The organism is Prosthecodimorpha staleyi, from assembly GCF_018729455.1.
Lineage (GTDB): Bacteria > Pseudomonadota > Alphaproteobacteria > Rhizobiales > Ancalomicrobiaceae > Prosthecodimorpha > Prosthecodimorpha staleyi.
The window spans coordinates 316538-337544 of sequence record NZ_JAHHZF010000003.1; the positions used below are offsets into that span (position 1 = coordinate 316538).

Sequence of the window (21007 nt, forward strand, 5' to 3'; positions counted from 1 at the left end):
CGACGCAGCCCCGTGCGGGCCGCCGCGGCTCGCCGACGCCATCCCAGCCCCGGCCGCCGGAGCCGTGCATGATCAAGTATTTCCTGCGCCGCCTGGCGCTGACCTTGCCGACCTTCGTGGCGCTGATGTTCGTGACCTTCGTGATGATCCGGCTGGTGCCGGGTGATCCGGTCGAGGTCCGCACCGGCGAGCGCGGCATTGCGCCCGAACGGCTGGCGCAGCTGCGCCACGAGATGGGGCTCGACCAGCCGATCTGGAAGCAGTTCGTCGACTATGTCGCCGGTCTGCTGCACGGCGATTTCGGCACCTCGCTGGTCACCTCCGAGAAGGTCCTGACCGAGTTCTCGGTCCTGTTTCCCGCCACGATCGAACTGTCGCTCTGCGCCATGCTGTTCGCCGTGCTGATCGGCGTGCCGGCCGGGGTCATCGCCGCCGTCAAGCGCGGCGGCCCGTTCGACCACGGCGTCATGGGCGCCTCGGTGATCGGCTTCTCGATGCCGATCTTCTGGTGGGGCCTCCTCCTGATCATGCTCGTGTCCGAGCGCTGGGGGCTGACCCCGGTCTCCGGCCGGCTCGACCCGATCAAGTTCTACTTCGACAGCGTGACCGGCTTCATGCTGATCGACAGCATCCTGTCCGGCCAGGAGGGCGCCTTCCAGGACGCCGTGCAGCACCTGATCCTGCCGACCATCGTGCTCGGCACCATCCCGCTGGCCGTGATCGCGCGCATCACGCGATCCTCCATGCTGGAGGTGCTGTCGGAGGACTATGTCCGCACCGCCCGCGCCAAGGGCCTGTCGCCGTTCCGGGTGATCGGCCTGCACGCGCTCCGGAACGCCATGATCCCGGTAGTGACCTCGATCGGCCTACAGATCGGGACCCTGCTCGCAGGCGCCGTGCTGACCGAAACGATCTTCTCCTGGCCCGGCGTCGGCAAGTGGCTGATCGAATCGATCGCCCGGCGCGACTACCCGGCCCTGCAGGGCGGCATCATGCTGATCTCGTCCATCGTCATCATGGTCAACCTGCTGGTCGACGTGATGTATGGCGCCATCAACCCGAGGCTCCGCCATGCCCGCTGACACCGCTGCCCCCGCCGGCGCCGCCGCCCGGCCCGCGGCGCCCCAGAGCCCGCTCGCGGAATTCTGGTCCTCCTTCACGGAGAATCGCGGCGCGGTCTTCGGCATGGTCGTGCTGGCGCTGATCGCGCTGACCGCCCTTTTCGCCGATTTCATCGCGCCCTATTCGCCGATCGAACAGTTCCGCGACTTCACCAAGCTGCCGCCGGTCTGGGACGATGCCGGTAACTGGCGCTTTCCGCTCGGCACCGACGCGCTCGGCCGCGACACGCTGTCCCGGCTGATCCACGGCGCGCGCATCTCGCTGTTCATCGGCCTGTCGGTGATGGTCGTTTCGGTGGTGATCGGCGTCTGCCTCGGCCTCGTCGCGGCCTTCGCGGGCGGCACGGTCGACAGCGTGATCATGCGTGTGATGGACCTGATCATCGCCGTGCCGAGCCTGGTGTTGTGCATCCTGGTCGTCGCCGTGCTCGGCCCGAGCCTGCCCAACACCATCTGGGCGGTGACCATCGTCTACCTGCCTCGCTATGTCCGCCTGGTGCGCGCCTCGGCCCTGTCCGAAATCGGCAAGGACTATGTCACCGCCGCCCGCGTCGTCGGCGCCGGCCGTCTGCGGCTGATGTTCGTGACCGTGCTGCCGAACTGCATCGCACCGCTGATCGTGCAGGCCGCCCTCGGCGTCTCCGACGCCATCCTGGAGGCCGCCGCCCTCGGCTTCCTCGGTCTCGGCGCGCAGCCGCCGACGCCCGAATGGGGCTCGATGCTGGCCGACAGCCGCGAATTCATCCGCTCCGATCCCTGGATCGTGACCCTGCCGGGTCTCGCCATCCTGATCACCGTCGTCTCCATCAACCTGATGGGCGACGGCCTGCGCGACGCGCTCGACCCGAAGCTGAAGCGGAGCTGAGGATGGAGGCGGCCGTCGTCGGCATGCTCGGCGCGCTCCTGGTCCTGATCCTGTCCAAGGTGCTGGATCGGGTCCTGGAGATGCGGCGACGGCACGACCGGACGCTGGACCTGCTGACGGCGCTCCACGCCGAGATCGTCGCCGGGACGGCCGCGGCGTCACTGCAGACCGACGACGAGGAAGCCCGCTACGCCGAAGAAAACGAGACGCCCTTCGCGCCGGCCGACGAGACCGATTTCGTGTTCGAATCGATCAAGTCGGACCTCTCCCTCCTCCCGGTCGAGGTCGCGCACGAAGTGGTGCTCTACTACAAGCTGGCCATGCGCTCGAACATCTACACCAACGACACCCGGCATCCGCTGTTTCAGCAGCAGACGCCCGACGAGAAGCGCAAATACATGAGAAACCTGGGTGCGCTCCTGAGGGAGCAGCAGGCCGCCGGTCTGGCGGCGCTGACCGCGATCGAAATGGCCAGCGCGATCCGGTTCGGCGCCGACCTCGGTCGGAAACGCCGCGTGCCGGGTTCAGATACGATCAACGAACGGACGGATCGGACCAGCCATGACAGCCACCTCGCATGAGCGGACCGTCCCGGCCCGCCTTTCGATCTCAATATAGTCGCTAACCGAGGCTCGTTCCATGCCCCTTCTCGAGATCGAGAACCTCACCGTCGAGTTCGAGACGCGATCCGGCCTGTTCCGGGCCGTCGACCGCATCTCGCTGACGGTCAATCCGCGCGAGATCGTCGCCATCGTCGGGGAATCGGGCTCCGGCAAGTCGGTCGCCATGCTGGCCGTGATGGGGCTCCTGCCCAAGACCGCGCGGGTCACGGCCGACCGGATGACCTTCGAGGGGCGCGATCTTCTGAAGCTGACCTCGTCGGAGCGACGACGGATCATCGGCAAGGATGTCGCGATGATCTTCCAGGAGCCGATGACCTCGCTCAATCCCTGCTTCACGGTCGGCTTCCAGCTCGGCGAGAGCCTCGCCACACATCTCGGCCTCGGCCGCGGCGAACGCAAGCGCCGGTCGATCGAACTGCTGGCCCAGGTCGGCATCCCGGAGCCCGAGAGCCGTCTCGCCGCCTTTCCGCATCAATTGTCGGGCGGCATGAGCCAGCGCGTCATGATCGCCATCGCGATCGCCTGCTCGCCCAAGCTCCTGATCGCCGACGAGCCGACGACGGCGCTCGACGTCACCATCCAGGCGCAGATCCTCGATCTCCTGGTCTCGCTGCGCGACAAGACCGGCATGGGCCTCGTCCTGATCACCCACGACATGGGCGTGGTCGCGGAGACCTCCGAGCGGGTCGTCGTCCAGTATGCCGGCCAGCAGGTCGAGGAGGCGACGACGCGCGCTCTCTTCGCCGATCCGCACCACCCCTATACCAACGCGCTCCTCGCCGCCCTGCCCGAGCGGGCCCGCGAGCGACGCCTGCCCTCGATCCCCGGCATGGTGCCCGGCCAGTTCGACCGGCCGCCCGGTTGCCTGTTCGCGCCGCGCTGCGGCTTCGCCTTCGAGGCCTGCCGCACCACGCCGCCGGTCCGGGCACGGGCCGACCTCGGCTTTGCGCTCTGCCACACGCCGCTGGTCGGCGGCCTGCCCACGCCCCAGAACCTGCCGAAGGGCGTTGCCTTCGCCGAGCCCGGAAAGGTCTCCGCATGACCGCGCCCGACGCGCCCGTCCTCGAAGCCCGCGACCTGCACCGGACCTATCAGGTCAGCCGCGGCATGTTCGCCCCGACCGCCGACGTGAAGGCGGTCGCCGGCATCTCCTTCTCGGTCCGGCCGGGCAAGACGCTGGCGGTGGTCGGCGAATCCGGGTCCGGCAAGTCGACGCTCGGCCGCATGCTGACGCTGATCGAGACGCCGACCGACGGCCGCCTCGCCATCGACGGCATCGACGTGACTGGCTCGACCGGCGCGACCCTGAAGGCCTTGCGCCGCAAGGTGCAGATGGTGTTCCAGAACCCCTACGGCTCGCTCAATCCGCGCCAGACCATCGCCGACACGCTGGAGGAGCCGCTGCTCGTCAACGGCATGGGCGGATCGTCGGACGAGCGCCGGGCGGCCGCGCTCGACATGCTCGAACGGGTCGGCTTGCGCCGGGAACATGCCCGCCGCTATCCGCACATGTTCTCCGGCGGCCAGCGCCAGCGCATCGCTATCGCGCGCGCCCTGATGCTCAGGCCGAAGATCCTGGTGCTCGACGAGCCCGTGTCGGCGCTGGACGTCTCGGTGCGCGCCCAGGTTCTGAACCTGATCTCTGATCTGCAGACCGAGTTCGGCCTCGCCTATGTGTTCATCAGCCACGACCTGTCGGTCGTGCGCCACATCGCCGACGACGTGCTGGTGATGTATCTCGGCCGCGTCGCCGAATATGGCCCGCGCGACGCGATCTTCGCCGATCCGCGCCACCCCTATACGCGGGCGCTGCTGTCCGCGACCCCGGTCGCCGATCCGACCGCCCGCAAGGAGCGCATCATCCTGAAGGGCGAACTGCCGTCGCCCTTCTCGCCGCCGCCCGGCTGCGTCTTCAACCCGCGCTGCCCGCTGGTCTTCGACCGCTGCCGCCGCGAGCGACCCGAACTGGAGGGCGTCGTCCATCAGGCCGCCTGTTTCGCGACCGCTCCGGCTCCGGTAGGGTGACGCCTCCGACAGAGAGGGACGCCCCCGCAAAGGGGGACGCCCCCGCAATCCGAGTGAAACTCCCGATGCTGCCGTTCGATTTCCGCCAATGGGCGCGCCGCGCCGCCGATTGGGCGGTCGACTATCTCGCCACCGTGCGCGAGCGCCCGGTGCGCGCCCAGACCGCGCCCGGCGCGATCCACCAGGCGATCCCGGCCGAGCCGCCGCTCCAGGGCGAGCCCATGGAGGCGATCTTCGCCGATCTGGACCGGACCATCCTGCCCGGCATGACGCATTGGCAGCATCCGCGCTTCTTCGCCTATTTTCCGGCCAATTCCAGCCCGCCGGCGGTGGTCGCCGAGTTCGTGACCGCCGCGATGGCGGCGCAATGCATGCTGTGGCAGACCTCGCCGGCGGCGACCGAGCTTGAAGCGCGCATGATGGAATGGCTGCGCGGCATGATCGGCCTGCCGCCGAGCTTCGCCGGCGTGATCCAGGATTCGGCGACCAGCGCGACTTTTGCGGCCGTGTTGACCGCCCGCGAGCGCGCGCTCTCGTATCTCGGCAACACGGTCGGCCTGTTCGGCGCGACACCGCTCCGGGCCTATTGTTCGGCGGAGGCGCATTCCTCGGTCGACAAGGCGATCCGGATGGCCGGCATCGGCCACCAGAATCTCGTCAAGCTGCCCACGGCCGGCCCGCTCTGCAGCCTGGATGTCGCCGCCCTCGACGAGCAGATCCGCGAAGACAAGGCCGCCGGCATGACGCCGTTCCTGATCGTCGCGTGTCTCGGCGGCACCTCGGTCGGCGCGGTCGACGACATCGCCCGCGTCGCCGATGTGGCGCGCCGGCACGGCATCTTCCTGCATGTCGATGCCGCCTGGGCCGGCTCGGCGATGATCTGCCCGGAATTCCGCCATTTCATGCGCGGCGCGGAGGCGGCCGACAGCTTCGTCTTCAATCCGCACAAGTGGCTCTTCACGAATTTCGACTGCTCGGCCCATTTCGTGAAGGATCCCAAAGCCCTGACCTATACGCTCGGGCTGCGGCCGGCCTATTTGCGCACCCTCGGGCTCGGCGACAACGAGATCGCCGGCGTCACCGACTACAACGAATGGTCGGTGCCGCTCGGCCGCCGCTTCCGGGCGCTGAAGCTGTGGTTCGTGATCCGCCACTACGGCGTCGAGGCGCTGCGCGCCAAGATCCGCGACCATGTCGCCTGGGCGCGCGAACTGGCCGGCCTGGTCGACGCCGACCCGGATTTCGAACTGACCTCGACGCCGGTCCTGGCCCTGTTCAGCTTCCGCTACCGCCCGCGCGGCTTCGACGGCGACGCCGCCGCGCTCGACCGGCTGAACACGGACCTCATCGAGGCGATCAACGCCGACGGCCGCATCTACCTGACCCAGACCCGCCACCAGAACCGCTTCGTCATCCGCGTCCAGGTCGGCCAGACTGACACCACCCGCGCCGACGTGCTCATGGTCCTGGACGTGGCCCGCGAACTGGCGGCCCGGATCGGCCGGGAGGGGTGACGGATCGCTCCATCGGTGCATCACTGCCAACTTGTCGTGTCATCATACAAGCTGCTATAGAACGGCACCGGCCGCGAAGCGCCGGGCAGCGACAGGACGAGGCCGGGACGCCATGGACATCCGCTATTCGACCCACGCGGCCGACTATCCGGCCTACGACACCGCGACGCTCCGGGCGCGCTATCTGATCGACGGCGTCTTCGCGCCCGGCGCGATCCGGATGACCTACTGCCACGACGACCGCATGGTCGTGGCCGGCCTGATGCCGGTCGGCGCACCGCTCCGGCCCGAGGGCGGCGCGATGTTCGGCGGCCTCGGCTTCTTCGACCGGCGCGAGGCCGGCATCTTCGTGATCGCCGGCACCGGCCGGATCACCGTCGACGGCACCGCCTACGATCTCGTCGAGGCCGACGCGCTCTATATCGGCAAGGGCGCCAGGGACGTCGCCTTCGAAAGTCCGGACCCGGCCGATCCGGCCAAGTTCTATCTGGTCAGCGTGCCGGCGCACCGCGCCTGCCCGACCCGGGCGATCCGCAAGGCCGATGCGCGCACGCTGGAACTCGGCACGGTGCGCGACGCCAACAAGCGCCAGCTGCGCCAGTATCTGCATCCGGATGTGATCGAGACCTGCCAGCTGTGCATGGGCCAGACCGATCTCTATGAGGGCAGCGTCTGGAATACCTATCCGTGCCATACCCACGAACGGCGCATGGAGGCCTATCTCTATTTCGGGCTCGGCGAGGACGGCCGCGTCTTCCATTATATGGGCAAGCCGGACGAGACGCGGCATCTGGTGCTCGGCAACGAGCAGGCGGTGATCTCGCCGTCCTGGTCGATCCACATGGGCTCGGGCACGCGCAACTATTCCTTCATCTGGGCGATGGCCGGCGAGAACCAGGAATTCACCGACATGGACATGGTCAAGCCGCAGGACCTGCGCTGACCCGCCGCACAAGAGGGCGATCGCCGTGAAGCTGTTCGATCTTTCCGGCCGCGTGGCCATCGTCACCGGCGCCTCGACCGGGCTCGGCCGCGGCATGGCGCAGGGTCTCGCGGAGGCGGGTGCCGACATCGTCGGCATCGCCCGGTCGGACCAGTCGGCGACCGCCGCCGGCGTCGAGGCCGCCGGGCGCCGCTATTGCGCCATCGCGGCCGACCTCGCCAGCGCGGATGCCGGCGACACGATCCGCGAGGCCGTCGCGGCTTTCGGGCGGGCCGACATCCTGATCAACAATGCCGGCATGATCCGGCGGGCGGATTCGCTCGACTTCACCGAGAGCGACTGGGACGCGGTCATCGACCTGAACCTGAAGTCGATCTTCTTCCTGTCGCAGGCTTTCGCCCGCCATTGCGTCGCCGCCGGGCAGCCGGGCAAGATCATCCACATCGCCTCGATGCTGTCCTATCAGGGCGGCATCCGCGTGCCGGCCTATACGGCGGCCAAGAGCGGGCTCCTCGGCCTCGCCCGGATCATGGCCAACGAATGGGCGAAGCACCACATCAACGTCAATGCGATCGCACCCGGCTACATGGTCACCGACAACACCGCCGCGATCCGCGCCGACGCCACCCGCAATGCCGAGATCTCGGCGCGCATTCCGGCCGGGCGCTGGGGCGAGCCGGCCGATCTCGCCGGTGCCGCGGTCTTCCTGGCCTCGGCTGCCTCCGACTATGTCCACGGAACCTGCCTGCCGGTCGACGGCGGCTGGCTCGCGCGCTGAGGCGACAGGCGACCTCGCCGGGTCTGATGCCGTTCGGCATGCCGTTGCTTGCACATGACTTTGCTTGCGCCAGCTTTGACTTGCGCAAGCCATTTCCGATCGGAGCCTGTCGCTCCGGCCGGGTCTTGCTCTGAAGGGAGACGACATGGTGACGGTCGACAAGGCGGCGCCTTTCGGCAAGGCGGCCGAAATCGCCTGGCAGGATCTGGGCGCCGGCGTGAGGCGGCGCATCCTGTGTTTCGACGATCATCTGATGGTGGTCGAGGTCGCTTTCGAGAAAGGCGCCATCGGTGCGCTGCACAGCCATCCGCACCGGCAGGCGAGCTATGTCCAGTCCGGCCGGTTCGAACTGACCATCGACGGTCAGACGGCCGAACTCGGTCCGGGCGACGTCTATTTCGTCTCCCCGGACCTGGTCCACGGCGCCGTTGCGCTGGAACCCGGCGTGCTGGTCGACGTGTTCACGCCGGCGCGGGAAGATTTTCTTTGATCGCCTGAGGGGGACAGAAGGGGCCGGTTCGACCCGTCCCCCGCCCGTCGGCACCCCGGCTTCACGGCATCAGCTTCAGCGCGTCGGCGAAGAAGGTCGGGGCGCCGAAATTGCCGGACTTCAGCGCCAGCACCATCGGCCCGCCGGCGATCCCGAGGGCATGCAACACCGGCACGCCGGGCGCGATTTCCGGGCCAAGCCGGAAGGCCGGGATGGCCAGCCGCTCGACGACCGCGCCGGAGGTCTCGCCGCCGGCGACGACCAGCCGCCGCACGCCGCGCGCCACCAGGGCCTCGGCGATGCGCGCCATGCCGGCTTCGATCGCGTGGCCGGCCGCGTCGCGACCGAACTTCGCCTGCACGGCGGCCACCTCTGCCGGCGTGCCGCTGGACGCGACCAGCACCGGGCCGGCGCCGAGGCGTTCGGCCGCGAAGGCGATCGCCCGGTCGGTCTCGGCGATGCCGTCGGTCACCAGCCGCCCGGCATCCAGCCGCAGCACCGGCATGATCCGCTCGGCCTCGGCGATCTGGCCGAGGGTCGCCTGGGAGCAGGACCCCGCCAGGCAGGCCGCCGGTCCGCCGACCACCTCAAGCCCGGCCGTGCCGGTCGCGGCGGCACTCACCCGCCCAGATGCGACCAGCGCCCGGGCGATGCCGAGGCCGAGGCCGGAGGCGCCGGTCGAGACCCGGTGGGTCATCGCGACCCGGCCGAGGGTTTCGAGATCGGCGTCCTCGATGGTATCGGCGATCGCGGCACCCTTGCCCTCCTGGACGAGCGCCGCGAGCCGCGCCGCCACCGCCGCAGCCCCGGCCGCGATGGTCTTGCGGTCGACCAGGCCGACGCCGGAGCGGCTCTGCCGCGCCAGCACGCGCACCAGATTGGCGTCGGTCATCGGGTTGAGCGGATGGTCCTTCAGCGGGCTTTCGTTCAGCGGCAGGGCGCCGACGAAGAGATGGCCCTGGTAGATGGTGCGGCCGGCCTCCGGAAAGGCCGAATTGACGATCGCAATCGGCTCGCCGGCCCGCGCGCGCAGCGCGTCCGTGACCGGGCCGATATTGCCGTCGTCGGTGGAATCGAAGGTCGAGCAGACCTTGTAGAGGACGTGGCCGGCGCCCTGGCCGCGCAGCCAGGTTTCCGCCTGCAGGGCTGCCGCGACGGCGTCCGCCGCCGGCACCGAGCGGATCTTGAAGGCGCAGACGATGGCGTCGATCTCCGGCAGGGCGAGCCCTGCATCGGGCACGCCGATCGTCTGTACGGTGCGCAACCCGGCCTTGGCCAGACTGTTGGCGAGATCGGAAGCGCCGGTATAGTCGTCGGCGATGCAGCCGAGGGCGAGCGTCACGACCGGGCTCCGCGATAGGGCGCGAACCACTTGAGCCCGTCGAGCGTGGCGCCGCGCGGGCGGTATTCGCAGCCGACGAAGCCCTGGTAGCCGAGCCGGTCCAGCTCTGCGAACAGGAACGGATAGTTCAGTTCGCCACCGTCCGGTTCGTGCCGGCCGGGCGGATTGGCGATCTGGACATGGCCGGTCAGCGGCATCAGCCGCTCCAGCCCCTTGGCGACATCGCCATGGATGATCTGGCGATGGTAGATGTCGAATTGAAGCTTGACATTGCCGAGCCCCATCTCGCCGATCAGCGCCGCGGTGCGGTTGAAATCGTTGAGGAAATAGCCCGGCATGTCGCGCCCGTTGATCGGCTCCAGGAGAAGGTCGATGCCTGCCTCGGCGAGCCGGCCGGCGGCATGCTCGACCGAGCGCCGATAGGTGGCGATGGCGACGGGATCGTCCGGCGCGGCCAGGCCGGCCATGATGTGAATGCGCTTGACGCCGGTCGCGGCCGCATAGTCGAGCGCCTTGGAGACGCCGGCCTGGACCTCGGCGAAGCGCTCCGGCAGGGCGGCGAGGCCGCGTTCGCCGGCCGCCCAGTCGCCCGGCGGCATGTTGAACAGCGCCTGGGTCAGGCCGTTGCGGCTCAGCCGTTCGGCGACGATCTCGGGCGGATGATCGTAGGGGAACAGGAATTCCACCGCCGTGAAGCCGGCTTCGGCCGCCGCGTCGAAGCGGTCGAGAAAGCCCCACTCGTTGAACATCATGGTCAGATTGGCGGCGAAGACCGGCACCGGCCCCTCCCCTGGCGTTGGAACGGCCGGGGCGTGATCGCCGCCGGCCCGGATCGATCTGTCGATGCGCGCCCCGCGGCGAGGCGCGGGCCTACTCCGCCGGCCCGCCGGGCTGCGGCAGACGGGTCCCGGAGAGCTGCGCATAGGTGCGGGCGACCGAGCTGTCGTCGTCGCGGCCGAAGCCGAGGCCGGCGCTGGCGAGATACATCTGCAGCGCCGCGGCTGCGATCGGTGCCGGGAAGCGCTCCGCGCGCACCATGTCCTGCACGATGCCGAGATCCTTGACGAAGATCTCGATCGCCGAGAGCGGCCGGTAGTCGCCGGCGAGGATGTGCGGCACGCGGTTCTCGAACATCCAGCTGTTGCCGGCCGAGCCCGTGATCACCTCGTAGACCTTGTCGAGATCGAGCCCCAGCTTGGCGGCGAGCGCCACCGCCTCGCCGGCCGCCGCGATATGCACGCCGGCCAGGAGCTGGTTGATCATCTTGAAAGAGGCGCCGATCCCGGCCGCGTCGCCGAGTTCGTGCACCTTGGCGGCCATGGCGTCGAGTGCGCCGCGCGCGGCCGCGAAGGCCGCCGGCGTGCCGGAGGCCATCACGGTCAGTTCTCCCTTGGCCGCCCGGGCCGCGCCGCCCGAGATCGGCGCATCGAGATAGTGCCGGCCGGTCGCCTCCAGCCCCGCGGCGAGACGGCGGGCGACCGCCGGATCCATCGTCGCCGAGGAGACGAAGACCGCGCCTTCCGGCATCGCCGCGGCGACGCCGCCGGGAGCGAACAGCACCGCCTCCGTCTGCGCCGCATTGACCACCACGCAGACGACCACCGCGGCGTCGGCGGCGGCCTCCGCCGGGCTCGCCGCGCCGCGGCCGCCCTCGGCGACGAAGCGGGCGACGGCATCCGGGTTCACGTCGGTGCCGGCGACATCGAAGCCGGCGCGGCGCAGCGACTGGGCCATGCCGAAGCCCATCGAGCCGAGGCCGATGACGGCCGCGCGGGCGGCCCCGGAGGCGGCCCGCGGGGTGGCCAGCGGGGTGGAATGGGTGCTCATTCCTTCACGGCTCCGGTCATCGAGGCCACGTAGTAGTCGACGAAGAAGGAATAGAGGATCACCACCGGCAGCGAACCGAACAGGGCGCCGGCCATCAGCGAACCCCACTCGAACACGTCGCCGCGCACCAGTTCGGTCAGAACGCCGACCGGGATGGTCTTGTTCTCCGAAGACTGGATGAAGGTCAGCGCGTAGATGAACTCGTTCCAGGACAGCGTGAAGGCGAAGATGCCGGCGGAGATCAGACCCGGGACGGCGAGCGGCAGCAGGACCTTGGTCAGGATCTGCCAGCGCGAGGCGCCGTCGATCAGGGCGCATTCCTCAAGCTCGTAGGGGATCGAGCGGAAGTAGCCCATCAGCAGCCAGGTGCAGAAGGGGATCAGGAAGGTCGGATAGGTGAAGATCAGCGCCAGCTTGGTGTCGTAGATGCCGAGCCCGAAGATCAGCAGCGCCAGCGGGATGAACAGGATCGACGGCGGCACCAGATAGGCGAGGAAGATGCCGAGGCCGACCCAGCGCGAGCCGAAGAAGCGCAGACGCTCGATCGCATAGGCCGCAAAGACCGAGGCGACGAGGGCGAGCGCGGTCGCGCAGACCGACACGACGACCGTGTTCCAGAGCCAGCCCGGATAGGAGGTTTCGAACAGCAGATACTTGATGTGCTGCAGCGTCGGCTCGACCACCCAGAAGGGCGAATAGTGCTCGTAGTCGGTCAACTGGTCGTTCGGCTTCACCGCCGTGATCGCCATCCAGTAGAATGGGAACAGCAGCACGAAGATGAAGCAGGCCAGCGGCAGATAGGTCACCAGGATGCGCCGCGGCAGGCTGTCGAGATAGTCCATGCCGACGGTGTCGTCGGAGGCCGTCGCGGCGGTTGCGGAGGCGGGGGGCGCGGAGGTCATGGGCTTTCTCCTCAGTCCGAGCCGCCCTGCTGCCACTTGCGGCGCTGCAGGCCGAAGAAGCTGAACAGGATGGCGGCGAGCAGGAACGGGATCATGGCGACCGCGATCGCGGCACCCTCGCCGAGCTGGCCGCCGGGAATGGCGCGCTGGAACGAGAGCGTGGCCATCAGGTGGGTCGCGTTGACCGGCCCGCCCTTGGTGAGCACGTAGATGAGCTGGAAGTCGGTGAAGGTGAACAGGACCGAGAAGGTCATCACCACCGAAATGATCGGCGACAGCATCGGCAGCGTCACATAACGGAAGCGCTGCCACGGCGTGGCGCCGTCCAGCGTCGCGGCCTCATGCAGCGACGGCGAGATGGTCTGCAGGCCGGCCAGCAGCGAGATGGCGACGAACGGGATGCCGCGCCAGACATTGGCGGCAATCACCGAGGCGCGCGCCATGTTCGCCTCGCCCAGGAAGTTGATGTAGTGGTCGATCACGCCGAGCTTGATCAGCGACCAGCTGACGATCGAGAACTGGCTGTCGTAGATCCACCAGAAGGCAATGCCGGACAGGACCGTCGGCACGACCCAAGGCAGCAGCACGATGGCGCGGAAGAAGGCCTTGAACGGCAGGTGCTGATTGAGGATCAGCGCCAGCCAGAGCCCGAGGCCGAATTTCAGGATCGACGCCGTGATCGTGTAGAGCAGCGTGTTGAAGACCGAGAGCCAGAAGACGGCGTCGATCCAGAGAAACTGATAGTTCTCCAGGCCGATGAACTGACCGGTCCGGCCGATGCGGGCGTCCGTGAAGCCGAGCCAAACTCCGAGCCCGAGCGGATAGGCCAGGAAGCAGATCAGGAAGACGCCGGCCGGCAGCATGAAGGCCAGGCCGAGCGCATTGCGGCTCTGCCCGAGGCGCGACAGGAATGAAGGGGGTGCGGGCGCGCGTCCGGCCGTGCCGGCGTGATCCGTCATGGTCTGGCTCCGTTGCGGGCACCTCGGCCCGAAGGGCGCAAGGCACGCAAAACAAACCCCGGCGCGCATGGACTGCGCACCGGCAGGCTCTCATTTCGGGATGGGAACGGACGCGGCCCCGCCGCATCCGTTCTCAGCCGATCAAACGCGGTAGTAGCGGTTGATGCGGGCCTCGGCCCGCTTGATCGCGTTCTCCGGCGTCTGGGCACCCGTCACGGCCTCGGCGAACATGTCGACCAGCACGTAGTCGGCCATGACGCCGGCCGAGGCATAGCCGAGCGGGCCGGCATAGCCGTTCGGGCGCAGGGTCTCCGAGGCCTTCGCGTAGGCCGCGTGGTTCTTGTCCGAAGTCCAGATCGGGTTCGAGGCAAAGGCCTTGAGCGGCTGGCAGCAATAGGCCGAGGAGCCCTGCAGCCAGGCATTCATCTGCTCGGGCTGGTACATGAATTCCAGGTAGGCCATGCAGGCCTGCGGGAACTTGGTGTGCTTGAAGGTGGCGATCGAGGTCGTCTGATGGAGCTCGATCGACTGGCCGACCGGGCCGACCGGGAAGTTGGTCGTGCGGATGTCGGCCGCCATCTCGGCGAGCTTCGGATCGTTCTTGGCCGCGTAATAGAGCGACACGCCGTTCGCCGTCAGCGAGATCTGGTTGGCCAGGAAGGCGCGGTTGTTGTTGATGTCGAGCCAGCTCTCGGTGCCCGGGATGAAGGTCCCGTAGAGCTCCTTGGCATAGTTGATGGCGGCGAGCGTCTCGGGGCTGTTGATCGCCACCTTGCCGTTCTCGTCGACGGTCTTGCCGCCATGGCTCCAGAGCAGCCAATGGGCATAGTTGTTGCCGTCGCCGACGGCCTTACCGTGCGGGAAGCCGGCCGGGGTGCCCTTGGCCTTGAGGGCCTTGCAGAGTTCCAGGAAGCCCTTGGTGTCCTTCGGGAATTCCGAGAAGCCGGCCGCCTTCATGTGGCTTTCGCGATAGCAGATCGCGTTGCCGATCGCCGCGAGCGGCATGGCCACGAACTTGCCGTCACGCTTGGCGTAGCCCTCGAGGCCCGGATACCAACCGCCGCCGTCGGCGCCGAGCTTGTTGGCGAGAGCGGACACGTCGACCAGCTTGTCCGGATACTGCTGGGCGTCGTCGAACCACACCCACACCATGTCCGGACCGGCGCCCATATTGGCGGCCACCGCGGACTTCGGACGGATGTCCTCCCACGATTCCTTGTCGATCCGGACTTCGACGCCGGTCTTCTCGGTGAACTTTTTGGTGTTGGCGAGCCACGCGTCCTCGTCGCCCTTGACGAAGGGCGCCCAACGCAGGACGCGCAGCGAGGCGCCCTTCTCCGGGGTGAAGCTCGACGCAGTCTGCGCAAAGGAGGGCATCGCGCCGAGGAGCGGCAGACCGGCCGCACCGACGGCGGCGCCGAGGAGAAGTTCGCGACGATTGACCGACATGGATATTTCCTCCGCTTTGTGTTTTGGGACTTCCGCTTTCCGGCGGCCGACCGATCGGACGGTCCGACAGAGCGGTATTCCGACTGGGAGTAAAGTCCGATCAGAGCCATCCACCCTGAACGGACAAATCGTGCGTAAAAAATTATTTACGACACAAGGTCCGATGCCTTCGGATCGGACGGTGGACTAGAGTCGCAGACCGCTTTCGGCATCGAAAAGATGCGTGATGCTCGGATCGACCGAGATCGTCAGCGTGTCGCCCGGCCGCGCCGCGATCCGCTCGCGGAACACGCAGGTCATTTCCTGACCGGCGAAATGGACCACCACATGGGTCTCCGCGCCGGTCGGCTCGGTCACCACCACCTTGGCGGGCTGGCCGTTCGGGTCGAGGCGGACATGTTCGGGCCGGATGCCGAACACGGCCGGACGGCCGTCCGACCCGGCAGGCACCATGGCGAGCGGCAGGGTGGTGCCGTCATTGGCCACGAAGGTTGCCGGATTGCCGGCCTTGATCTTGCCCTTGAGCATGTTCATGGCCGGCGAGCCGATGAAGCCGGCAACGAACAGATTGGCCGGGCGATCGTAGAGTTCGAGCGGGGCACCGACCTGCTCGACGATGCCGTCATGCATGACCACGATCTTGTCGGCCATGGTCATGGCCTCGATCTGGTCATGGGTGACGTAGACCGTCGTGGTCTTCAGGCGCTGGTGCAGTTCCTTGATTTCGGTGCGCATCTGCACGCGCAGCTTGGCGTCGAGATTGGACAGCGGTTCGTCGAACAGGAAGACCTGCGGATCGCGCACGATGGCACGGCCCATGGCGACGCGCTGGCGCTGGCCGCCGGACAGCTGGCGCGGATAGCGGTCGAGCAGCGGGGTCAGCGAGAGAATTTCGGCGGCGCGCTTGACGCGCTGGTCGATCTCGGACTGCGGCGCCTTCCGCAACTTGAGCGAGAAGGCCATATTGTCGGCGACCTTCATATGCGGATAGAGCGCATAATTCTGGAACACCATGGCGATGTCGCGTTCCTTCGGCGGCACGTTGTTGACCACGCGGTCGCCGATCAGGATGTCGCCGGAGGTGATGTGCTCAAGTCCTGCGATCATGCGCAGCAACGTCGACTTCCCGCAGCCCGATGGGCCGACAAGAATGACGAATTCACCTTCGCGAATTTCGACGTCGACACCCTTGATGATGCTGACCGCGCCGAAGGATTTCCGCACGTCGCGGATCTGAACGGAAGCCATTGCCGAAAGTCTCCTCCCGTGCCGCCTGGCTGCGGCATTCGATTGCCGCCTTTTTCTTTTTATAAGTTGGCAGCGCTGCCAATGCTGTTAACATGCCGTTGGATTGGCGCCAAGCCCCTTGCGGTAGAATCCGTTGTGGGCTCAGGAGACGCCGACCGCAGCGCGACCCGACGTGAGATCGGGCGCGAGGGAGGGACGATCGAATGGTGATCAACGACCGGGAGCGGCCGGTTCCTGCCGTGACCATCGCCGACGTGGCCCGCTTGGCCGGGGTCGGCGAGAGCACCGTTTCGCGCGTGCTGCGCCGGAGCGGTTCCTATTCGGAGGAGACGCGCGACAAGGTTCTGCGTGCGGTATCGGCGCTCGGCTACGTTCCCAATCGAATCGCCGGGGCGCTGGCGTCGACCGAGTCGGATCTGGTCGCGCTGATCGTGCCGTCGCTGGCCAACATCGTCTTTCCGGACGTCCTGCGCGGCGCCTCCGTCGCGCTGGAGTCGAGCGGCTTCCAGTCGGTCATCGGGGTGACCGACTATGAGGAAGCGCGCGAGGAGGATCTGATCGCCTCGGTGCTCGCCTGGCGGCCCCGCGCCCTGATCCTGGCCGGGCTCGAGCATACCGACCGTTCACGGGCCATGATCGCGGCGAGCGGCGTTCGCGTGGCCGAGGTCCTGGATCTCGACGGCCAGGGCATCGACCATGTGGTCGGGTTCAGCCAGCATGCCGCGGGTCGGGATACGGCCCGCCACCTGGTCGGGCGCGGCCGGCGCCGTCTGGCCTATCTGGGCATCCGGCTGCCGGGCGACAGTCGGGCGCGCAAGCGCCACGAGGGCTTCCTGGCCGGACTGGCGGAAGCGGGGCTGTCGCCTGCCGATCAGGAATTCGTACCCGCCCCCTCCTCGGCCGAAGCCGGCCGCATCGGGCTCGCCACCCTGCTGGCGCGCACGCCGGACCTCGACGCGGTCTATTTCGTCAACGACGACATGGCGATCGGCGGCTACTTCCACTGCCTCGCCGAGGGCATCTCCGTGCCGGACCATCTCGCCCTGTTCGGCTTCAACGGCCTTGAGGTCGGCCAGGCCCTGCCCCAACCCCTGTCGACCATCCGCACGCCGCGTTATCGCGCCGGCGAAGTGGCGGCGGGCCTTCTGCTGGCCCAGGCCCCGGCAACGATCGTCGATACCGGATACGAACTGGTCCCGGGGGCCACATCGTGATAATCATATACGTATAACCCCCTAAGCCGTTTGCAGTGCGCAAATCATGTTGCACTGCAGCAAAAGCCATCCTATATTGGTTTCAGTCGAACGGAGATGCCCCATCAAAGGTGGATTTCCGGCGGTCGCAACGCGGCCGACAGACCGAAACCCAGGAGGCATGACAATGACCGATATCGAATCCAAGCCGACCGCGAAGAAGACCGCCCCGAAGACCGCCTCGACCGACAAGGTCGTCCCCTTCGAGCTCCCCAAGATCGAGATGCCGAAGTTCGAGATGCCCAAGTTCGAGATGCCGAAGGTCGATTTCGCCAAGATGCCGCAGGTCGAGGTGCCGCAGGCGCTGCGCGACGTGGCCGAGAAGACCGTGGCGCAGGTGAAGGCCAACTACGAGAAGATCAAGGTCGCGGCCGAAGAGACCACCGACCTGATCGAGGACACCTTCGAGACCGCCCGCGCCGGCGCCGTCGAGTACAATCTGAAGACCCTCGACGCGCTCAAGGCCAACACCGACGCCGCCTTCGCCTTCGCCAAAGATCTGGCCGGCGCCAAGACCTTCGCGGAAGCCATCGAGCTGCAGACCGCCTTCGTGCGTCACCAGTTCGAATCGGTGACCGCCCAGGCCAAGGACCTGCAGTCGCTCGCCACGAAGGTGGCCACCGAGACCGCCCAGCCGGTCAAGGACGCTGTCTCCAAGACCTTCAAGGCGGCCTGACCGTCCCGCTTCCCGTGACGGCCGCCCGGCGGCCGTCACGATTCTCCGACCTTTCGCTTCGCCGCGGCGGGCTCCCCCTCCCGGCCGATCGCGAAGGAACGGCGGCCCTGACACCGCCGTTCGTGGTGCAGTACAGCGCGTAAAGAGCGTGCCTCAACTCGGCCCGGACCTCGCGTCCGGGCCTGTTTGTTTTTGGGTCACCGTTTGAGGGGTTTTCCCGACGCTACGAAGCCACTCGGCAGAAGGACCGCGGCTTCGCGCGTGAGTTCGAAGGCGATGTTACGGGATCGAGCATGGGCCTCCGAGACGTGGGCCGCAGCCTCGGCCGCCCACACTCCGCCAGGGCGACTGCCTCAGCGCCCCCTCCCCCGGCTCTGATGGGGCAAGCCACCCCCGATCCCCCGACTCCGCCGGGGCATCGCCCCCTCAACCACCCCCATCCCCCGGTGCCTTCCCCTTCTCCCCTCTTGGGGGAGAAGGGGAGATTGCGGGATCGGGCGACGCGGCGCCTATCCCCCACGCCCCGACTCCGCCGGGGCATCGCAACCTCAACCACTCCCGACACCACGACTCCTGAACCTTCTCCCTCGAGGGGGAGAAGGGAAGATTGCGGGATCGCAGATAGGGCAATGGGGTACTCGCCCCGGTCGCCTGAACCTCCCGATCAGCCTCAACCCACGATCCGCCGAGGACTCAGCCCCCGCGATCCGCCGGGGCCGCAGCGTCAGCCGCCGACGCCGTGCGGGAAGCTGCGCTGGAACATCGCGCCGTCGGTATCGCGCATGCGCACGGTCAGGACATCGCCGCCATTCGACTGATAGTCGAAGTCGATGCGCGGGTCCTCCGAGAGGGCGAAGCCGGTCTCGACGGTGAAGAGCCGCTCCTGGCCATGGCGCACTTCGACTTCGTCGACATAGCGGGCCGGGATATAAAGCAGTGTGATCTGGTTCATCTGCATCCCGGTGTTCTGGGGATGCCTGATCTTCAGCCGCGCCGAACGGGTGAAGGGACTGTCGGCCGCCGTCGGCAGGGCGGCGAGTTCCATGTTGCCGAGCGTCCGGAGCGCCGCCGCCGCATCCCCCACCGGCGGCGCCGCACAGGCGCCGAGGCCCGAGGTCTTGACGAGGCTTTCCGCCATATAGAGCTGGCCGTCGCTGGCCTCGACCACGGCCCGCACCATCGACGGACCGTTCAGGCGGATGTCGATGCCGAGGCCGACCTTGTCGCGACCGCGGTCGAACCGGAAGGTCGCCGCCATCGGCATCGGATTCTCGTCGATGATGAAGGCGACCGACTTCACCGAGCGGCCGTCCGGAAAGGCCGCGACGGCCGAGACCGGCACGCGCCGGTCATCCTCGGCGCGGTACGGCGCCGTGAAGGTCACGATGCCCAGCCCGCTCGCGATCTTGCGCTCGCCGAACAACATCGGCCGGATGTCGTCCCAGCTCGATCCCGCCGCGGCCGGCGCGACGGCGCCCGCGAGAGCGGCCGCCACGGTGAGGCCAGCCAACAGGCTCTTCAGGGCGCGCGACACGACCGACATGGACTTTCTCCGGAACCAGGCTCGTTTCAATCGATTGATATCGCATGATGGGATGAGGCCGGCTTCTGTCAAGCCCGACAAGCGGCGGCCGGCCGGCCATACCGTCGCACATGCCGTCCCGCCCTGCCCCCGGTACGAAGCGCTGCCGACTTGCGGGTGACACCGGGAGTACCCATAAGAGCCGGCAGAGGAACGGCCGCCCGCCAACCGGCGACGGTGAGAGTTCGGGGTCCCGCGGCGGGACCCGCCCGATAGGCATGAGCGGAGACGAGAGCCATGACGCAGACTTCGAACCGCCTCCTGGACGAGTTCGCCAAGCTGATGACCGATGCTGCCGGCGTGGCTCAGGGCGTGCGCCGCGAGGTCGACACCGCGTTCCGCGCCCAGGCGGAGCGCTTCCTGGCCGACATGGACGTGGTCCGCCGCGAGGATGTCGAGGTGCTGCGCGACATGGTCGTGCGCGCCCGGGAGGAGAACGAGCGCCTGTCGGCCCGGGTCGCCGTGCTCGAAGCCCGGCTCGGCATCGCCCCGGAACCGGACATGCCCGCTGCCGTGCAGACGGCGGCCGCCGAACCGGCGCCGGGAGCCGACCCGTCGATCTGACCGCAGCCGACCCGGCGCGGCCCGATCCCCCGTCCCTGACCGTCCCGAAGGCGCGCCGGCCGGCGCGCCTTTTCGCGTCTTCGGATCGGGAAAAGAGCGGACGTCCACAGCCGATCGTTCGGGAGGCGCACGCGACTGTCGCGCAGGAGTCACGGATACGTATACTGAATCGCAAGAGAGATTCGCGCCGGCCTCGGAATTGATTCGGCGGCGGCCGGACGACCTCGGGCGATGGCTCGGAGGTTTTCCGGCGGCGGGGGTCGTTCGTCGGACGAGTAGCGTCAGAAGTTGCGTCGCACGCCCGCGTATGGTCCGTCTCTCACCCCGAGGACTTGGCCTATGAGCCTGATCGAATACGAAATCGAACAGCACGCCAACCCTGTCGACGTGATCGAACACGTCGCGGCCTTGGAGGACTGGTCCTTCGAGCGTTCGGGGGACGACGAGATCACCATCTCGGTCAGCGGGCGCTGGGCCGACTACCACGTCTCCTTCTCATGGATGGAGGATGTGGAAGCCCTCCACGTCGCCTGCGCGTTCGACCTCAAGGTGACCGAAGCGCGCCGGATCGAGGTGATGCGCCTCCTGGTCGCCGCCAACGAACAGATGTGGCTCGGTCATTTCGACCTTTGGACCCACGAGAACGCGGTCGTGTTCCGGCACGCGCAGCTGCTCGCCGGCGGCGCGGCACCGTCCAACCGCCAGGTCGAAGGCCTGCTCGCCAACGCCATCGAGGCCTGCGACCGCTACTATCAGGCCTTCCAGTTCGTGGTCTGGGCGGGTAAGACGGCCCGAGAGGCGCTCGAAGGCGCGCTGTTCGAAACGGCCGGGGAGGCTTGAGCGGCA

At 67.9% G+C, this 21007-nt stretch carries 21 protein-coding genes; 13 read left to right on the forward strand and 8 right to left on the reverse strand.

All coding sequences use genetic code 11. The annotated features are described in order from the left end of the window. Nucleotides 1-68 precede the first annotated feature (68 nt). The 9 genes from KL771_RS07425 to KL771_RS07465 all read left to right on the forward strand — a co-directional run bounded on the left by KL771_RS07425 (nt 69) and on the right by KL771_RS07465 (nt 8359). Nucleotides 69-1082, forward strand: a complete 1014-nt coding sequence (locus KL771_RS07425; protein ID WP_261967909.1) for an ABC transporter permease subunit — start codon at nt 69-71, stop codon at nt 1080-1082. Then, on the forward strand, nt 1072-1986 hold the full coding sequence (locus KL771_RS07430; protein WP_261967910.1) for an ABC transporter permease subunit: 915 nt from the start codon (nt 1072-1074) through the stop codon (nt 1984-1986). The genes KL771_RS07425 and KL771_RS07430 overlap by 11 nt, the downstream gene beginning before the upstream one ends. A gap of 2 nt (nt 1987-1988) precedes the next feature. After that, a complete protein-coding gene (locus KL771_RS07435) occupies nt 1989-2567 on the forward strand; it encodes a hypothetical protein (protein WP_261967911.1) in 579 nt (192 codons plus the stop codon). 58 nt (nt 2568-2625) lie between these two features. Next, a complete protein-coding gene (locus KL771_RS07440; protein WP_261967912.1) occupies nt 2626-3651 on the forward strand; it encodes an ABC transporter ATP-binding protein in 1026 nt (341 codons plus the stop codon). Next, entirely contained in the window at nt 3648-4634 is a 987-nt protein-coding gene (locus KL771_RS07445; protein ID WP_261967913.1) for a dipeptide ABC transporter ATP-binding protein, read from the forward strand. Before KL771_RS07440 ends, KL771_RS07445 begins: the two co-directional genes overlap by 4 nt. Before the next feature lie 65 nt (nt 4635-4699). Beyond that, nucleotides 4700-6148, forward strand: a complete 1449-nt coding sequence (locus KL771_RS07450; RefSeq protein WP_261967914.1) for a pyridoxal phosphate-dependent decarboxylase family protein — start codon at nt 4700-4702, stop codon at nt 6146-6148. A 112-nt stretch (nt 6149-6260) separates the two neighbouring features. Continuing rightward, the gene (gene kduI / locus KL771_RS07455; RefSeq protein ID WP_261967915.1) at nt 6261-7091 is read left to right on the forward strand and encodes a 5-dehydro-4-deoxy-D-glucuronate isomerase; all 831 of its coding nucleotides are present in this window, start codon (nt 6261-6263) and stop codon (nt 7089-7091) included. 25 nt (nt 7092-7116) lie between these two features. Next, on the forward strand, nt 7117-7869 hold the full coding sequence (kduD, locus tag KL771_RS07460) for a 2-dehydro-3-deoxy-D-gluconate 5-dehydrogenase KduD (protein ID WP_261967916.1): 753 nt from the start codon (nt 7117-7119) through the stop codon (nt 7867-7869). Nucleotides 7870-8014: 145 nt separating this feature from the next. After that, nucleotides 8015-8359 (forward strand): cupin domain-containing protein, encoded by a 345-nt coding sequence (locus tag KL771_RS07465; protein ID WP_261967917.1) that lies wholly within the window; start codon nt 8015-8017, stop codon nt 8357-8359. 61 nt (nt 8360-8420) lie between these two features. On the opposite strand, the gene otnK is transcribed toward KL771_RS07465, so the two are convergent. The 7 genes from otnK to KL771_RS07500 form a co-directional block, all read right to left on the reverse strand. Beyond that, the gene (gene otnK, locus KL771_RS07470; protein ID WP_261967918.1) at nt 8421-9701 is read right to left on the reverse strand and encodes a 3-oxo-tetronate kinase; all 1281 of its coding nucleotides are present in this window, start codon (nt 9699-9701) and stop codon (nt 8421-8423) included. Next, nucleotides 9698-10480, reverse strand: coding sequence for a 2-oxo-tetronate isomerase (gene otnI / locus KL771_RS07475; protein WP_261967919.1), 783 nt, complete (start codon nt 10478-10480; stop codon nt 9698-9700). The genes otnK and otnI overlap by 4 nt, the downstream gene beginning before the upstream one ends. Nucleotides 10481-10571: 91 nt before the next feature. Next, on the reverse strand, nt 10572-11528 hold the full coding sequence (ltnD, locus tag KL771_RS07480; protein ID WP_261967920.1) for an L-threonate dehydrogenase: 957 nt from the start codon (nt 11526-11528) through the stop codon (nt 10572-10574). Further along, a complete protein-coding gene (locus KL771_RS07485) occupies nt 11525-12430 on the reverse strand; it encodes a carbohydrate ABC transporter permease (protein ID WP_054360530.1) in 906 nt (301 codons plus the stop codon). The genes ltnD and KL771_RS07485 overlap by 4 nt, the downstream gene beginning before the upstream one ends. A gap of 11 nt (nt 12431-12441) precedes the next feature. Further along, a complete protein-coding gene (locus KL771_RS07490; protein ID WP_390866563.1) occupies nt 12442-13293 on the reverse strand; it encodes a carbohydrate ABC transporter permease in 852 nt (283 codons plus the stop codon). A 237-nt stretch (nt 13294-13530) separates the two neighbouring features. Further along, the gene (locus KL771_RS07495) at nt 13531-14838 is read right to left on the reverse strand and encodes an ABC transporter substrate-binding protein (RefSeq protein ID WP_261967921.1); all 1308 of its coding nucleotides are present in this window, start codon (nt 14836-14838) and stop codon (nt 13531-13533) included. Between the two features lie 186 nt (nt 14839-15024). Then, complete coding sequence (locus KL771_RS07500) at nt 15025-16086, reverse strand: ABC transporter ATP-binding protein (protein ID WP_261967922.1); 1062 nt, start codon at nt 16084-16086, stop codon at nt 15025-15027. 203 nt (nt 16087-16289) lie between these two features. Between KL771_RS07500 and KL771_RS07505 the strand changes: the two genes are divergently transcribed. Together KL771_RS07505 and KL771_RS07510 are read left to right on the forward strand one after the other, a co-directional pair. Beyond that, complete coding sequence (locus KL771_RS07505) at nt 16290-17300, forward strand: LacI family DNA-binding transcriptional regulator (RefSeq protein ID WP_261967923.1); 1011 nt, start codon at nt 16290-16292, stop codon at nt 17298-17300. Nucleotides 17301-17466: 166 nt separating this feature from the next. Then, the gene (locus KL771_RS07510) at nt 17467-18015 is read left to right on the forward strand and encodes a phasin (RefSeq protein ID WP_261967924.1); all 549 of its coding nucleotides are present in this window, start codon (nt 17467-17469) and stop codon (nt 18013-18015) included. Between the two features lie 724 nt (nt 18016-18739). Here the strand turns inward: KL771_RS07510 and KL771_RS07515 are convergent. Continuing rightward, nucleotides 18740-19558 carry a quinoprotein dehydrogenase-associated SoxYZ-like carrier gene (locus KL771_RS07515; protein ID WP_261967925.1) on the reverse strand — a complete coding sequence of 273 codons (819 nt, stop codon included), beginning with the start codon at nt 19556-19558 and terminating at the stop codon, nt 18740-18742. 276 nt (nt 19559-19834) lie between these two features. On the opposite strand from KL771_RS07515, the gene KL771_RS07520 reads away from it, so the two are divergent. Both KL771_RS07520 and KL771_RS07525 read left to right on the forward strand, forming a co-directional pair. Next, the gene (locus tag KL771_RS07520) at nt 19835-20161 is read left to right on the forward strand and encodes an accessory factor UbiK family protein (RefSeq protein WP_261967926.1); all 327 of its coding nucleotides are present in this window, start codon (nt 19835-19837) and stop codon (nt 20159-20161) included. 339 nt (nt 20162-20500) lie between these two features. Further along, nucleotides 20501-21001, forward strand: coding sequence for a type III secretion system chaperone family protein (locus KL771_RS07525; protein WP_054360522.1), 501 nt, complete (start codon nt 20501-20503; stop codon nt 20999-21001). Nucleotides 21002-21007 lie beyond the last annotated feature (6 nt).